This is a genomic window from Mycoplasmopsis citelli (assembly GCF_900660645.1).
In the GTDB taxonomy this organism is placed as follows: domain Bacteria; phylum Bacillota_I; class Bacilli_A; order Mycoplasmatales; family Metamycoplasmataceae; genus Mycoplasmopsis; species Mycoplasmopsis citelli.
In genome coordinates, this window is the sequence record NZ_LR215036.1 from 793,929 (window position 1) to 809,588 (window position 15,660).

13 protein-coding genes are annotated in these 15,660 nt (G+C 26.9%); 6 read left to right on the forward strand and 7 right to left on the reverse strand.

The genetic code is table 4. The features are described from left to right. Window positions 1–33 precede the first annotated feature (33 nt). The 4 genes from EXC58_RS02960 to EXC58_RS02975 form a co-directional block, all read right to left on the reverse strand. Window positions 34–1,077 (reverse strand): aminopeptidase P family protein, encoded by a 1,044-nt coding sequence (locus EXC58_RS02960; protein ID WP_129725554.1) that lies wholly within the window; start codon window positions 1,075–1,077, stop codon window positions 34–36. A 104-nt stretch (window positions 1,078–1,181) separates the two neighbouring features. After that, the gene (locus EXC58_RS02965; protein ID WP_129725555.1) at window positions 1,182–2,558 is read right to left on the reverse strand and encodes a M17 family metallopeptidase; all 1,377 of its coding nucleotides are present in this window, start codon (window positions 2,556–2,558) and stop codon (window positions 1,182–1,184) included. 49 nt (window positions 2,559–2,607) lie between these two features. Beyond that, window positions 2,608–3,960, reverse strand: coding sequence for a M17 family metallopeptidase (locus EXC58_RS02970; protein ID WP_129725556.1), 1,353 nt, complete (start codon window positions 3,958–3,960; stop codon window positions 2,608–2,610). 1 nt (window position 3,961) lies between these two features. Beyond that, window positions 3,962–4,345, reverse strand: coding sequence for an IMPACT family protein (locus EXC58_RS02975; protein WP_129725557.1), 384 nt, complete (start codon window positions 4,343–4,345; stop codon window positions 3,962–3,964). A gap of 144 nt (window positions 4,346–4,489) precedes the next feature. Between EXC58_RS02975 and EXC58_RS02980 the strand changes: the two genes are divergently transcribed. Then, complete coding sequence (locus EXC58_RS02980) at window positions 4,490–5,989, forward strand: DUF2130 domain-containing protein (RefSeq protein WP_129725558.1); 1,500 nt, start codon at window positions 4,490–4,492, stop codon at window positions 5,987–5,989. Between the two features lie 66 nt (window positions 5,990–6,055). Here EXC58_RS02980 and rsmA read toward each other — a convergent pair whose 3' ends face one another. The 3 genes from rsmA to mnmE are packed head-to-tail and all read right to left on the reverse strand — an operon-like array spanning window position 6,056 to window position 8,976. Continuing rightward, entirely contained in the window at window positions 6,056–6,829 is a 774-nt protein-coding gene (rsmA, locus tag EXC58_RS02985) for a 16S rRNA (adenine(1518)-N(6)/adenine(1519)-N(6))-dimethyltransferase RsmA (protein WP_129725559.1), read from the reverse strand. Window position 6,830: 1 nt separating this feature from the next. Further along, window positions 6,831–7,622, reverse strand: a complete 792-nt coding sequence (locus tag EXC58_RS02990; protein WP_129725560.1) for a TatD family hydrolase — start codon at window positions 7,620–7,622, stop codon at window positions 6,831–6,833. 1 nt (window position 7,623) lies between these two features. Continuing rightward, complete coding sequence (mnmE, locus tag EXC58_RS02995) at window positions 7,624–8,976, reverse strand: tRNA uridine-5-carboxymethylaminomethyl(34) synthesis GTPase MnmE (protein WP_129725561.1); 1,353 nt, start codon at window positions 8,974–8,976, stop codon at window positions 7,624–7,626. Window positions 8,977–9,032: 56 nt separating this feature from the next. Here mnmE and EXC58_RS03000 point away from each other — a divergent pair, with 56 nt between their 5' ends. From EXC58_RS03000 to EXC58_RS03015, 5 genes are all read left to right on the forward strand, one after another. Then, window positions 9,033–9,770: a PQ-loop domain-containing transporter gene (locus EXC58_RS03000; RefSeq protein ID WP_129725562.1), complete on the forward strand. Its 738-nt coding sequence runs from the start codon at window positions 9,033–9,035 to the stop codon at window positions 9,768–9,770. 20 nt (window positions 9,771–9,790) lie between these two features. Then, on the forward strand, window positions 9,791–10,396 hold the full coding sequence (locus EXC58_RS04830; RefSeq protein ID WP_223211622.1) for an AlbA family DNA-binding domain-containing protein: 606 nt from the start codon (window positions 9,791–9,793) through the stop codon (window positions 10,394–10,396). Next, a complete protein-coding gene (locus tag EXC58_RS04835) occupies window positions 10,372–11,325 on the forward strand; it encodes an ATP-binding protein (RefSeq protein ID WP_223211623.1) in 954 nt (317 codons plus the stop codon). The genes EXC58_RS04830 and EXC58_RS04835 overlap by 25 nt, the downstream gene beginning before the upstream one ends. 1,134 nt (window positions 11,326–12,459) lie before the next feature. Beyond that, on the forward strand, window positions 12,460–14,457 hold the full coding sequence (locus tag EXC58_RS03010) for an HsdM family class I SAM-dependent methyltransferase (protein ID WP_129725563.1): 1,998 nt from the start codon (window positions 12,460–12,462) through the stop codon (window positions 14,455–14,457). Then, window positions 14,397–15,632 (forward strand): restriction endonuclease subunit S, encoded by a 1,236-nt coding sequence (locus EXC58_RS03015; protein WP_129725564.1) that lies wholly within the window; start codon window positions 14,397–14,399, stop codon window positions 15,630–15,632. The genes EXC58_RS03010 and EXC58_RS03015 overlap by 61 nt, the downstream gene beginning before the upstream one ends. Window positions 15,633–15,660: the final 28 nt, after the last annotated feature.

The window sequence follows — 15,660 nt, forward strand, 5'->3', positions numbered from 1 at the left end:
AAAGCAACGTAAAGACGTTGCTTAAAAATTTAATTATTTTTCATTTGGCCTTGAAAAGACATATCTACCAGTTTCAGTAACTAATATATCATCTTCAATCCTTGCTCCACCTATTCCTTCTAAATAAATTCCAGGTTCAACTGTAATAATCATTCCAGGTTCTAAAATATAATCAGATCTTGATGAAACATTCGGAAATTCGTGAACATCAATTCCAAGACCATGCCCTGTTCCGTGTAAAAAGTAATCTCCATATCCTTTTGAAATAATGTAATCACGGCAAATTTTGTCAATTTCGCTAGCTTTAATTCCTGGTTTAACATTTTTTCTACCTAAATAAGCTGCTTCTTCAACAATTTGCAAAATTTCTAACATTTTAGGATTTGCTTTATTTTTATCACCTAAAATTGTGGTTCTTGTAATATCAGCTGTATAACCTTTGTATAAAGCTCCAAAATCAACTTTCAATAAAGAATTATCTTCAATTAGTTTGTCGGTAGGGTGATGGTGTGGTTCAGCTGATGAAGCTCCTGAAGCGATAATTTCATCAAATCCTTCTTTATCTGCTCCGTGTTTTTTCATTAAGAAGTTAAGCATTGCAGCTCCTTCTTTTTCCGAAACACCAGGTTTTACTCACTGGATAAATTCTTCATATGCAGCTAAAGAAATATCGATAACTTTTTGCATTTTTTCAATTTCTTCAGCACTTTTGATAATTCTTAAATCCTGAGCATCTACTCATTGCACTTGTTGCGGTTTAACTAACGAAACAATTCGATTTTCTCAATTTTTAACTAAATAATTATTTTCTAAAACAATTGAATTGAATTTTTTATTATCAAATCATTTTTTAAGAACATCACCAGTCATTAGCACAACTTCTACATTTTTAGCATGTTTTTGACAATATTCAATATAACGAGAATCAACAAATAAGGTTGCTTTATCTTTTTCAATAACAATTAAACCATCTGATGTTTGAACTCCTGCGTACCATAATCTAGTTTGTGGAGCTTCTGAAATATAAGCATCAACTTTTAAATTTTCAAACATTTTATCTAATCTTTTTCTGTCCATTTTTCTCCTATTCATTTACTTGTTCACTAAATTATAAACTTTTAAAATAAATTATCTTATTTTAGTTTAAAAAAGCACAAAATATGTGCTTTAATTGTTGAGATTTATTTTGAAGCTAAAGCAAGCTCAACTAAAGTTTTAACCATTGCACCATCTGGTTTTGAACCTTTATTAGCTGTTCCAGCAACATCAAGGTGAATGTATTCAACATCTTCAGTAAATTCTTTTAAAAACATTGCAGCCGAAGAACTTCCAGCTCCAGCACCACTAAGATCAGTATTTTTAAGGTCTGCAACTACTGAATTTTTAATTTCTTTAGCAAACTCTTCATCTAAAGGCATTCTTCAAACAAGTTCCTTAGCTCTATCAGCTGCTTGCTTTAAATCATCTCAAGCTTTATCGGTGGTAGCTCATACTCCAGTGTATGTGTGTCCTAAAGCCACTAAAATAGCTCCAGTTAAAGTCGCTACATCCACAAGTCTTGTTGCTTTAAGTTCTCTAACAGCATATGTTAATCCATCAGCCATAACGAGTCTTCCTTCAGCATCAGTGTTATTAACTTCAACAGTTTTTCCATTCATTGAGGTTCATACTGAGTCTGGAAGAGAAGCATCCCCATTAACTCTATTATCGGTAATACACATAATAGCTGCAACATTTGTTTTAGGTTTTAATTGTGCAATTGCTTTAAGAGCACTAGCAACAAATACCGAACCAGACATATCAAATTTCATATCAAGCATTGAACGACTTGGTTTAAGTGAGTATCCTCCTGAATCAAAAGTAATTCCTTTACCTACATAAACAGTTTTTTCTTGAGATTCTGGATTTCCATTGTATTCAATAACTACAACTCTTGGTTCATAAACGCTTCCACGGTTAACCGAAAGTAAAAGCCCCATTTTTAAATCTTCAATTTGTTTTTTGTTTAAAACAGTAACTTTTAAGTTTTCATATTGAGATAAGTTTTTTTCAACTAATTCAGCAAGATACTCAGAGTTTAAAATATTTGGTGGGGTTACTTGTAAGTCTCTAGCAAAGTTAACAGCTTCTGATAAAATGGTATATTTTTCAAAAACATCTTTATATAAATTTTCGTTTGCTTGCATGAGTAGTGAAGTTTGGTATTTAGTGTCTTTTTTAAGTGTTTTAGCGTTGTAAATTTTTGCATTTACAAAATTATATGCTTCAGTAAAAGCTCTTACTACACAAGGTTCACAAACTACCCCTTTAACAAATGAATCAAGGTCCACTTGAACATTTCTGCTTTGAGAAGCAAAATAGCTTTTAGCAAATTTAAAGACAACTTCAAATTTATAATCTTTTTCTTCTCCTAAATAAACTAAAGCTTCGTTTTTATCTAGGTATTCAGTTACTGTTGAATTTTTTTCAATTAAAGTAGATGGATATTCATCGCCTTTAAAAACAGCTTTTAATAATAAGTCGTTATTTCTGACTTTATCAATTTGTTTAATTTTCATATTAATCCTTTCTAAACTATATAAATTTTACCTTTTTGAAAAATAAACCTTATAAGTTTTTAGCAAATTCTACCAAGGTTGCAACCAATACACCTTGAGGTTCACCTTTAAAATCAGCTGTACCTGCAATATCGCAGTGAATATAATCTACATCTTTAACAAATTCTTTCAAAAACATAGCCGCTTGTGAAGAATCTTGACGCACAGTTGAACTTCAGTTTAATAAATCAGCAACTTTTGAAGATTTATTCCCTTTATCATAATCTTCATGCATTGGCATTCTTCAAACTTTTTCTTTAACTTGTGAAGCAGCTTTTAAAAAAGATTTAACTTTAGCATCGCTTTGGCTAAATACTCCAGTATAAACATGTCCAAGTGAAGATAAAATAGCTCCAGTTAAAGTCGCAACATCCACAATTGTAGTTGCTTTAAGTATTTCAGCTGCATAATAAAGACCATCTGCAAGCACTAATCTACCCTCAGCATCAGTATCAGCAACTTCAACTCATTTTCCGCTCATTGATTGATAAACATTTTCTGGTAAAGAAGCATCCCCGTTAATTCTATTATCGGTAATGCACATAATTGCAGAGACATTTTTAGCTAGTTTTAATTGAGCAATTGCCTTTAGAGCATATGCAACAATTGCTGAACCAGACATATCGAATTTCATACCTTCCATATGATATCCTTTGGTGTTAACTCCTCCAGTATCAAATGTAATTCCTTTACCTACATAAACAGTTTTTTCTTGAGATTCTGGATTTCCATTGTACTCAATAACCACAACTCTTGGTTCGTGAGTACTTCCTTTATTTACCGAGAGTAAAAGCCCCATATTTAGTTGTTCAATTTCTTTTTTAGTAAGAACTTTAACTTTTAAATTTTCAATTCCTGATAAATCTGAAGCAACAAAAGAAGCTAAATTTTCACTATTTAAAAAGTTTTCTGGAGTAATTTGTAAGTTTCTTGTTGTTGTAATTGCTTCAGCAACAATAAGTAATTCTTTTAAATATTTATCATCATAATTTTGAACTAAAAGTGATAATTCTTTTTCTTCTGTTTTTTCTGATTTAAAAGTTTTTTTAAATAATTTTGCACTTCCAAAATCAGTTGATAAAACTGCAAGACGAAGAGCTTCTTCTTTATTAAATTTTTCTTCCAATGAAGCAACATCTAAAACATAATCACGATTAATTGATTTTGGAAGTTTTCTTAAGAGATTTTGAACTTCAAAGTATGAAAAATATTCTTTTTCAACATATAAATAAGCAACATTATTTGATAAATCTTCAGTAATGTGATTTTGTTTTTTAATTACAAATTCTGGGTGTGAAGAATTTTCAAATACTATCTTTAAAGCAATATTATTTTCATTTAATTTTTCTTGAATTTTAATCATTTTATTCTCCTACTGAATTTTCTTTTATAAATAATTGCAGTGATAAATTTGCACTTTCTCGATAAGCTCTAGTTAAACCACCGGCACCTAGTTTTATACCCCCGAAATATCTAACAGTTATAACTAATAAGTTATTAAGTTTTTTAATTTTTAATAATTCGTAAATTGGTCTTCCGGCAGTGTTTTTTGGTTCTCCGTCATCACTAAATCCTGCATTTTCTCGTCCATCTTCTAAAAATAAGTAAGCATAACAAATATGTCTTGCTTTTTTGTGTTCTTTAGCAATTTTTTGCAAAAAATTTTTAATTTCATTTTTATTAGATATGCGAAAAATGTATGAATAAAAAGAAGATTTTTTAACTATAAGCTCACTCCTATAATTCATATTAGTAATTATATTTATTTTATGAATATTTAAAAACTTAATTTATTGAAACTTATCTAAAATATCAAATAAATTTACCAAATAGTATAATTTCAGTAGTATAATTTTTAACTTTAAAAATTAACAAAGGAGATATATAAAAATATGAGCAAAAAATTATCAATTGAAATTAAAGATGTTGAAAAGTTACAATTTTTCATCAAAGAAACAGCACAAGAAGGTGATTATATTGATTTAAACGATCTTTTAAACAAAGATTTTACCAATATTCACTCTTTTAAAAGTGATTTAACTGAAAAATTAAAAAACATGTATAAGCAAAGTTTTTTACAAGAATATGAGCAAACAAAAAAACAAGAAAATGAAAAAACTATTTCATTAATTGAAAATAATTTAAAACTTGAATTTGAAGCAAAAAAAGAAAAAGAAATTCAAGATCAAAAAGATCAATTTACACAAGAATTAAGTAAAAAAGAATCGGAATTAGTAAAGGTAAAGAGTGATTTAGAATCTCTTAAAATTCAAAAAGAAGAGCAAGAAAAAAGAATTGATTTGATTAAAAAAGATCTTCAAAATGAAATAGAAAATCAAAAAAATATCGAAATTCAAGGACTTAAGTTTAATTATGAACAACAAATAAATCAAAAAGAAAATGAAATTGTTAAATTAAAAACTAATTTAGAAATTGAAAAAAGTAGTGCTGAACAAAAAATTAAAGATACTGTAGAAAATGAAGTTGGTAAAAGAGAAAATGATTTAATCAGACAATATGAAGAAAAATTAAGAAACGAAGTTAAAGAAAAAGAAATAAAAATTTCGTCTCTTGAACGAGAACTTAATGATTTTTCGAAAATGTCTACAAAAATGATTGGAGAAGATTTAGAAAATAAAGTTGAAGATCGACTACGTGAAATGTTTGCTCCATTTAGAGAATTTGTAAAATTTGGAAAAATTACAAAAGCCAAATCTGAAAAAAATGCTGATGAAACTTCACTTGAAGGAAAAAAAACTAAGGCTGATTTTTATGTTGAGTTTTTAAGCAAAAAAACTCAAGAATCAATTGGAAAAATTATTATTGAATGTAAATCTCAAGAATCGGACAAAGGGACCACTAAAAACTCAGACCACTTTAAAAAGCTTGAAAAAGATCGAAATAAAGAAAATGCCCATTTTGCACTTCTTGTAACTAATTTAGAAGCTAATAAAGAATTTTTTGTCTATACACCTAATGAAGATGAGTATCAAAAAATTGTAGTGTTAAGATTACCTTTTTTAGGATCTGTTCTTTCGTTATTTTATTCTTATTTTGAAAAACTTGAAATGAGTAAAATTAATGAAGAATCAGTTCAAAGAGCTCAGGCATTTATGCTTGGAGCAGAAAATATAAAGAAAGTATTTATAGATTCTTTAAAAGGATTAAAAGATAGACAAGAAGAAATTTTTAAAGCAATTAATGGATTAAGATCTCAAACTGATAAGTTAGAAAAACTAGTTGATAAAATGGTTCGAATTGATCTTAATAAAATTTATAAATCTTTAACATTTCAACGTGATTTACCTTCTGAATTTTTATTAACTAATTTTCCTGAAACATCAGAAGAAAAATTAAAAGAACTACCATATGAAGAACTTATATCAAAATAAACTCCAAAAGTTATATTAAAAGAATATTAAAATAACTTGTCTTGTTTAATCAAAATACAAGTTATTTTAATTTAATTTTTCGTACAATTGAACAATTTCACTTACATTTAGTTGTTGAATACGCACATTTTCTGAATGTTTTAGTTCTGTAAATGATTGGATAATTTTATCTTTATTGTATTTTTTCAATAATGAATATATGAGCTTTTTTCTTCGATTAGCAAAACAAAGTTTAAAAAATTCTTTGATTTCATTTCATTGAGAAGTTGAAATATTTTCTTTAAAAACTAGCGATACAATAGCTGAATCGACTTTTGGGGCCGGAGAAAAACAAGATGCTTTAACAATAAATTCTAATTTGACTTTTGCCAAATATTGGCAAGATACAGATAATTTTGAATATTCAGGAGAATTAATTGAAGCACTCATTCTTTGGGCAACTTCTTTTTGCACCATTAGCAAAACACCTTTAAATTTATCTTTGTTTTCAAAAATTTTAAATAAAATATCGGTAGTAATGTAATAAGGAATATTAGCGATAATATAAGTATTTTTAAAAGTGTTTAAATCAGCTTTTAAAAAGTCTTCATTTATAATTTTTAAGTTTTTTTGCTCTGAAAATTGAGCATTTAAAATATTTACCATATCCGAATCTATTTCGTAGCAAGTTACTTCAGAAGCATTTTTAACTAATTCTTTAGTTAATGCTCCTCTTCCAGGGCCTATTTCTAAAACTGGTTGATTGTTAAAGTCAAAAACTTCAATAATTTTATTAATAATATTTTGGTCTTTTAAAAAGTTTTGACCAAAATGTTTTTTAGCATAAATTTCCTTTTTCATACTATTTTAGGTTAAAAAGGTCTCTTAAGTTTTGATTTATTTTTGAAACAAATTTATCCATCCCCACTTTTTTTAGTCCTGCAATATAATAAGCAACAAATAAAACAGTATTTGGTTCATTGGTTTGTCCACTATAAGGATGAACTCTTAAATATGGAGAATCAGTTTCAGTTAAGATTTGATTTAAAGGTAAATATTCTATAACTTCTCTTGTTTGACTTGCACTTCCATAAGTGACTACCCCACTAAAAGAAAAATAGCAATTTAACTCTTGAAATTTTTTTGTTCATTCTAAGTTTCCGGCAAAAGTATGAAGCATTGATTTAACCTTATATTTTTTCATAATATTATAAGCATCTTGATATGCATTTCATACATCTTCTTTATCACGAATATGCACAACTATTGGTAAATTATGTTCTTGTGCAAGAATAATTTGTTTTTCAAAAGCTTGTCTTTGTAATTTGTGATCTGGACCATCATCGTAAAAATAATCAAGTCCAATTTCACCTATTGCAACAATATCTTTTTTAAGTAAAGGTAAAATTAATTTTACATCTTCAATTTGTTTAAGATCTTCAGGATGAATCCCGACAGCTGCCTTAACAATTGCATTTTTTTTAGCGAGTTCAACGACTTTATGATTTTCATCCCGATGTCCTCCATTAACAATCATAAATTCGATGTTATGAGTTTTAGCTTGATTGATAATTTCGTCAATTACTCAATCAGGATAAAATCTATTTGTAAGATGGTTATGTGCATCTATAAAGTTATTTTTTTTCTTTGCCATATTATTTTCCTAAACAAAAGTTCTTAAACATTGCATCTAAAAGATCTTCTTTATTTACATTTCCTTTGATATTTTGTAATGATTCTCACGCATCGTATAAATCAACAATAATTACATCAAAAGTCATTCCTGATTGAATTGTCAAAATTGCATTATCAATTGAAATTAATGCTTGTTTAACTAACGAAAGTTGTCTGGTGTTAGATAAAATTCGTTCATCTAAAACATTAATATTATCAAAATGAGCAACAAGAGCATTTTCTAGCTCTTGAATTTGATTTTCCTTAGCTGAAATAGAAACAAATTCTTTAGAACTTAAAATGTTTAAGTCAGCTTTATTCATTACTTTGATGTAAATTTTATTGTTTTTTGTTGCTTCTTGATAAATTAAATCATCATATTGGTTATTTTCTTGGGTTGGGTCAAAGACATGAATAACAAGATCGGCTTTTTGAATTTGTTCAAAAGATTTTGCAATTCCAATTGATTCAACTTTTTCTTTTGCTTCTCTAATTCCGGCCGTATCAACTAATTTAAATAACATTCCTTGAATTTGGTATGAAGCTTCAATTGTATCACGAGTAGTTCCGGCTATATCAGTGACAATAGCTTTATCTTCAGAAAGAAGAGCATTTAAAATACTACTTTTACCCACATTAGGTTTTCCAACTAAAGCAACTTTTACTCCTTCAAAAACATAGCGAGCATTTTCAGATAAAGAAACAATTTCTTGAAGTTGAATTTTAAGTTTGTTCAAACTTGTTAGCATAATTTGATCATCAATATTTTCTAAATCTAAATACTCAGGATAATCGATATTTACTTCACTAAGTCCAATTAAATAAGAAATATCATTAATGAATTTATCAATTAATTCGCTCGTTTTTCCGTTGAATTTGTTAATTGAGGCTTTGCTTTGCAAAGTAGTTTGAGCAAAAATTAATTCGTGAATGGCTTCAGCTTTTACTAGGTCAATTTTTCCATTTAAAAAGGCTCTGCGAGTAAATTCGCCTTTTTCAGCAAGTCTAGCTCCGTTTTTTAAAATTGTTTCTAAAACTAAATTAGTAGTTATTATACCGCCATGACAATTAATTTCTACTAAAGGTTCTCCGCAGTAATTGTTGTAAATAATTTGACCTTCTTTTTCTTTCCCGACAAACCACATTACTAAAACTTCATCAATCATCTGTGGACCATCAAAAATATGACCATAAGTAATTTCATGATCTTTACCTTGTTTCCCTTTAAAAATTTTTGAAACTATTTTGGCAGCATCTGGACCAGCAACTCTAACTATTGAAATTGGTTGGTTAACATATGAACCAGATGAAATTGCAGCAATATTATCATACATATATATTAATTTTACCTTTTAAGTTCAAAAATTGCGTATTTTGCTAAAATTTTTATATGAACATTTTGGATACTTCAATAGCAGTTTTTGGTTGGTTTACTGTTGTTTTAACAGTTGGGTTATCATTTCCGCAACTTATTAAACTTCTTAAAGAAAGAAAAACGCAAAAAGTAAATTTTTATTCTTTTTGAATTTTGCACATTGGAATTTTAACTTGAACAATTTTTGGGGTATTAAGTGATTCAACAAATCCTTTTAAGCTTCAAAATGTTGTTATTGCTGATGGTGTTTCATTATTTGTTAATGGAATTATGACTTATTTACTTTATCATTTTTATGATTTTAATTTAACAAAACCAAGTAAGCTTCCGGTAGTACTACAAAGTGTCCAAGCTAGAAAATTGCTTGCTTTTGCCGGAGTATTATTAACTTGAGTAATTGGAATTATTTTCATTAGCCTTTACTTTAGTAATTCAGCTTTTCGAATTTCTTCAAATGCGGCCACAATTTTTGCTATTATAGCTCCATCACTAACAACTTTTGCTTTTGCTCCACAACTTTATACTTCAATAAAAAACAAAAATTGAAAAGGCATCTCACCAATGATGTTTATTATTTTTGAATTAAATAACTTTTGTTGAATTGTCTTTTGAATTTTATCAATTTCAAAATATGGAGCAAATTTAGATTTAATTGGTGGATTAATTTGACAAATTGTTTCATTTATTTTGTATGGATACCAATTAAGTATGGTTATTAGATTTAATTATTTTAAAGCAAATAATTTTGCTTAATTTTAATATGGGGTTTAGTTATGAAGATGAACATATTAGATATTAAAAAAATGGCTCACGAAATTTTAAAAAACCAACAAGTTGAAAATGATTTTATCGAATATAAGAAATCTCTCACTTTTAAGGGCAGTATTTTAAAAACTGCTTGTGCATTTGCTAATAATTACATGAATAATGAAATAGGATTAATATTTATTGGAGTTGAAGAAGTAGATGATGAAAAATCGGGAATAAAAGCTATTCCTAAAATACCTATATCAGGAATAGAAAAATCTCTTTTGGAAAAAACTGAAAAAGAAGTTAAATCTCTTCTCTCTCATATAAATGTACGTCCAAAAATTAATTATCAAATAATTGCAGATAAAATTGATAATAAACATTATATTGTTATTGCTATTGAAGAATATTATAATGGACCTTACACAACAACTGAAAAAGCAGAAAAAGATGAAAATATTAGACTTAAACAAGGAAAGTATATTAGAATAGAAAGAGATTCTCGTATTCCTACAAGTTCAGAAGAATATGAACTTACAAGAAAATTTGCGAATTTGAATTTTTCTTCTAGTTGAAATGAAAAAGCTACTCTTGATGATTTAAATTGAGATTATATGAAAAATATTTAAAGGAAATTGGAGTAAAAGAAGATACATTAAACTCAACTAAGCTTGAAATAGCAAAAAATTTAGAACTTATAGATGACGGGAAACACGGTTATTATAGAGTAAAAAACTTTGCAGTTCTTATGTTTTGCGAATATCCTAAAAAGTTTATTCCTAATGCTTATGTTGAAATTACTAGAGAAGTAAATGGTACCGATAAAATAGAATCTAAGATATTTGATGGACCAATATGAACTCAAGCTCAACAAGTTTCTCAATATTTTGAAGAGAATGTATTTTCTTCATACATAATAAGAACCAATAATAAAACTGAACATAATAAAATTTATAATTATCCGCTTAATGCTTTTAGAGAATTAGCTAATAATGCTATTTTGCACAATGAGTATGATAATAATGAGAATATAAGAATTACCTTTCATAAAAAATATATTTCTTTTGTTAATCATAACAAACCACTACCACCAGTTACAATTGAATCGATGAATAAAAAAGAAACTTTTGACACAAGAAAATATTTAAATAAAAAAATAAGAGAGATGTTCAAAGATTTAAAATTAATAGAATCATTTGGAACAGGAATTCGAAGAGCTAAAAATGCATTACGTGAAAATAAATCTCCTAAAGTGGAGTTTTATCCAATAACTAATAGTGAAAATGATAATTATACAGAAGCAATAATAAGAATAAATAAGGAATTTTTAAAAAATAGTAAGAATCACGTAATTATTAATGATGAATTAATAAATAAAGAAGAAAAAAAGAAAGAAATCATTTTTTTATTAAAATCTAATCCTAAATTAACTGCAGAACAAATTTCTAATAAATTGCAAATTAACGCTATTTGACATTATTTAAATGAACTTAAAAAAGAAAATAAAATAAAAAGAGTGGGTTCAACAAAAGGTGGGGAATGAATTGTTATTGAATAAAAAAGAATAATAATTAATCAAAGAAACATCAAAGAAACATCAAAGAAACATCAAAGAAACATCAAAGAAACATCAAAGAAACATCAAAGAAACATCAAAGAAACATCAAAGAAACATCAAAGAAACATCAAAGAAACATCAAAGAAACATCAAAGAAACATCAAAGAAACATCAAAGAAACATCAAAGAAACATCAAAGAAACATCAAAGAAACATCAAAGAAACATCAAAGAAACATCAAAGAAACATCAAAGAAACATCAAAGAAACATCAAAGAAACATCAAAGAAACATCAAAGAAACATCAAAGAAACATCAAAGAAACATCAAAGAAACATCAAAGAAACATCAAATATAAATATCTTCTAAAGAACAAACAAGATAAAATGAAAAATATAATTTTAAAACCAGAATAATTCATTCATCATTTAAATTTTATTTACAAAAGATTTTTTCTATTGCAGCATTATTAAATACTAATTATATTTTCTGAGTCAAAAATTTTAGATTATTTTAATAGATTAAAAAATTCAAATTTCATATGAACTTGTAAAGCTAGGCAATAAAATCTAAAATTAAGTGGTTCATATGAATTTTATATGTTTTAGTTATTATCTTTGTAAAATAAACTACAAATAAACTACAAATAAACTACAAATAAACTACAAATAAACTACAAATAAACTACAAATAAACTACAAATAAACTACAAATAAACTACAAATAAACTACAAATAAACTACAAATAAACTACAAATAAACTACAAATAAACTACAAATAAACTACAAATAAACTACAAATAAACTACAAATAAACTACAAATAAACTACAAATAAACTACAAATAAACTAGATAATAACTTCTATTAATTAAATTAATATATATCACAAAATAAATTTAAAATCGCATTTTGAAATGCGATTTTTGTTCTATTTTAAAATATAAAGGCCTTAAAACAAAAGCAATTTTTAAAGTTTTTATCAAATAGTCTTTTTGTATAATAATATATAAAGAAATTAAATTTTTAATTATTTAAAAATCCACAATAAATCATTTTAAGGAGAAAGAAGTGACAAAAGACACCAGCAAAAGACACAATCTATAGAATCCCTTATTGAATTCACATTTAATGGAATGTTAATAAAGGATTATGGATTAGATGTTAAGTTAGAGCAAGAAAGTCTAAATTTAGAAATAGATAATGCTCTAAATGAATACAAATCTAAAAATGGAGGATCAGGAGGAAATCGTCCTGATGCTAAATTACTACTTAAAAGTAAAAGCGGAAAATATTATCCTATTTTAATTGAATATAAAGGATATAAAAATAAACTTGAAAAATTAAATCCCAAAAGCGAAGTGGATAACTGAAACAAAAACAACGAACCAATATTTGAAAACATTAGAGATTATGCTGTTAATGGAGCGGTTCATTACGCAAATGCTTTGCTTCATCTTACAAGTTACACCGATGTAATTGCCATTGGTGTGACAGGATCTAATAATCAATTTGGTGAATTAGAACCCCAAATTGGTGTTTATTATGTTTCTAAAGAAAACTTTGGAATTGGCCAAAAAGTTGGAGAATACAGCGATTTATCATTTCTTAAAAAAGAACACTTTGATGAGTTTATTGACAAAGTTAAATTGCTATCTTTAACTGAAGAAGAAATTAAAGAATTACAAAACAAACGTGAAAAAGCTATTGATGCTAGTTTAATTAAACTCAATAATGATATTTTTAAAAATGAAACCGGACTTTTGGAAAAAGACCGTATTTATTTAGTTGCAGCCACAATTATAGCTACTTTAGGAATTCCTGAAGAAGGATTATCATCCCTTTCTAAAAATGATTTAAATTCTTCAGAAGAAATGAACGAAAGAGATGGTGATATTCTTATTCGAAAAATTTCTAACTTTTTTGATAAGAAAAAAATTCCAAACATTAAAAAAGAACTTATTATAAGAACCTTAGAAAATACACTTAAATCTGAAAGGATTAATAAACCAGTTAATGGTGTAAGTCAACTTAAAAGAGTTTTTATTAAAATTGTTGATGATTTAGGTTTTTACTATAAAACAGGTCTTACCACCGATTTTACTGGTAAATTATTTAATGAAATGTATAGTTGATTGGGATTTACAAAAGATAAGCTTAATGATGTTGTTTTAACTCCTTCATATGTAGCCACTCTTTTAGCAAAACTTGCAAAAGTTAATAAAGATAGTTATGTTTGAGATTTTGCCACCGGTTCAGGAGGTCTTTTAGTAGCTGCTCGAAATGAGATGATTGAAGATGCTAAAAGAAAAATCAAATCTCCTGAAATCTTAGCACAAAAAATCATTAGCATTAATGCAGAGCAACTCTTAGGAGTTGAACTTTTAGAAGAAATTTATATGCTTGCTGTTATTAATATGATTTTAATGGGGGATGGAAGTTCTAATATTTTAAATAAAGATTCGTTGCTTGATTTTGAAGGAAATTATGAATTTGGAAAAGAAAACCAAAAATTCCCCGCAACTGCTTTTATTTTAAATCCGCCCTATTCAGCATCTGGTAATGGAATGATTTTTGTTCAAAAAGCATTAAATTTAATGGATAAAGGATATGCTTCAATTATTATTCAAGCTTCAGCTGGAACCGGAAAAGCTAAATCATACAATCAAGCAATATTAGAAAAACACACCTTATTAGCAAGTATTAAAATGCCTATTGATATTTTTATTGGAAAATCAAGTGTACAAACTTATATTTATGTTTTTAAAGTCGGCGAACCACACCATAAAGATAATATTGTGAAATTCATTGATTTTAGTTATGATGGATATACTCGAACCAATCGTAAAAAATCAAAAATTAATTTAGTAGATTCAGATAAAGCTAAACAAAGATATCAAGAAGTTGTTGATCTTGTACATTTTGGGAAGAAAAAACTTAAAATTTTTAATGAAGACCAATATTTTGAAGGTTATATTAATCCGAAAAATGGAGCTGATTGAAATCAATCCAAACCTATAAAAAGAATTCCAGTTTTAAAAGATTTTAAAAATACTGTTTCTGATTTTCTAGCTTGAGAAGTTTCAAATTTAATCAAAAGTGAAAATCTAGAGGACGAAAATCTAAAAAAGTAAATATCTCACTGGAAAATAAGTTAAATTTTGTCCAGTGAGAAGAATATAAAATCAGCGATTTATTTGAGGTAAAAACCTCTAGAGGTTTTGATGCTGGAAAGATGGATTTTGTTAAAAAATCTTCTAAAACTATTGAATTTATAGGTAGAAGCAAAGATAATTATGGAGTTCAAGGATATGTTAAAGAATTAAGTACCAAACCAAATGATCATAATGTAATATCAGTAAATCAAATTGGATATGTGCATGCACAAATTAGAAAAAATCCTTGATATTCTAGTCAAAATATATTTATTTTATCTCCTAGAAATGTCGATTTAATAAATTTAAGTGTTTTATCAGCTGTTAATAAATGATTAGAAAAATATACAGGAGGATATTCAAGCTATCCAACTTTAGAATCTTTGAAAACAGACAAAATATGACTTCCGACAAAAAACGGAGAAATTGATTTTAAATTTATCAATGAACTAACAAAAGAGCTGGAAGCTCAAAGAATCGCTGAGCTGGAAGCTCAAAGAATCGCTGAGCTGGAAGCTTATTTAACTGCTACAGGTCTTAAAGATTTTAATTTAACTAAGGAAGAAGACTTAGCGATAAGAAGACTATCAAATAATTTAGGCTCTAATGTTTTAGATATAAAATGAAGCGAATTCAAAATTAATGATTTGTTTGAAGTGAATTCAAGTAAAAAAACATTTAACGCAAATAAACTTAATATTTACAAAAAGCAAGAAAATGGCTTATTACCTTATGTAACTAGAACTTCAAAAACAAATGGTATTGTAGGATTTATTAAGGAAAATATTAATTTTTCAAATCCTGGAGATTCTCTAACATTTGGACAAGACACATTTAAGGTTTTCTATCAAAAGCAAGATTTTTTTACAGGCAATAATATTAAGATTTTACTCCCTAAATTCAAGCAAATGACAAATTATAAATTAAGATTTATTTCGTTGTGTTTACAAAAATCTGTAGAAAAATTATCTTGAGGAACTAATTCAGATTTTGATTTTATAAATAATATTAAATTTCATTTACCCACAAAAAACGGAGAAATTGATTTTGAATTTATGGAAACTTTAATTTCAGCAGTTCAAAAATTAGTTATTAAAGATGTTGTCAAATGAGCAGATAAAAGAATTGAATATACTAAGCAAATAGTCCAATAAATTCAAACAATAGCACTGTTGCTATTGT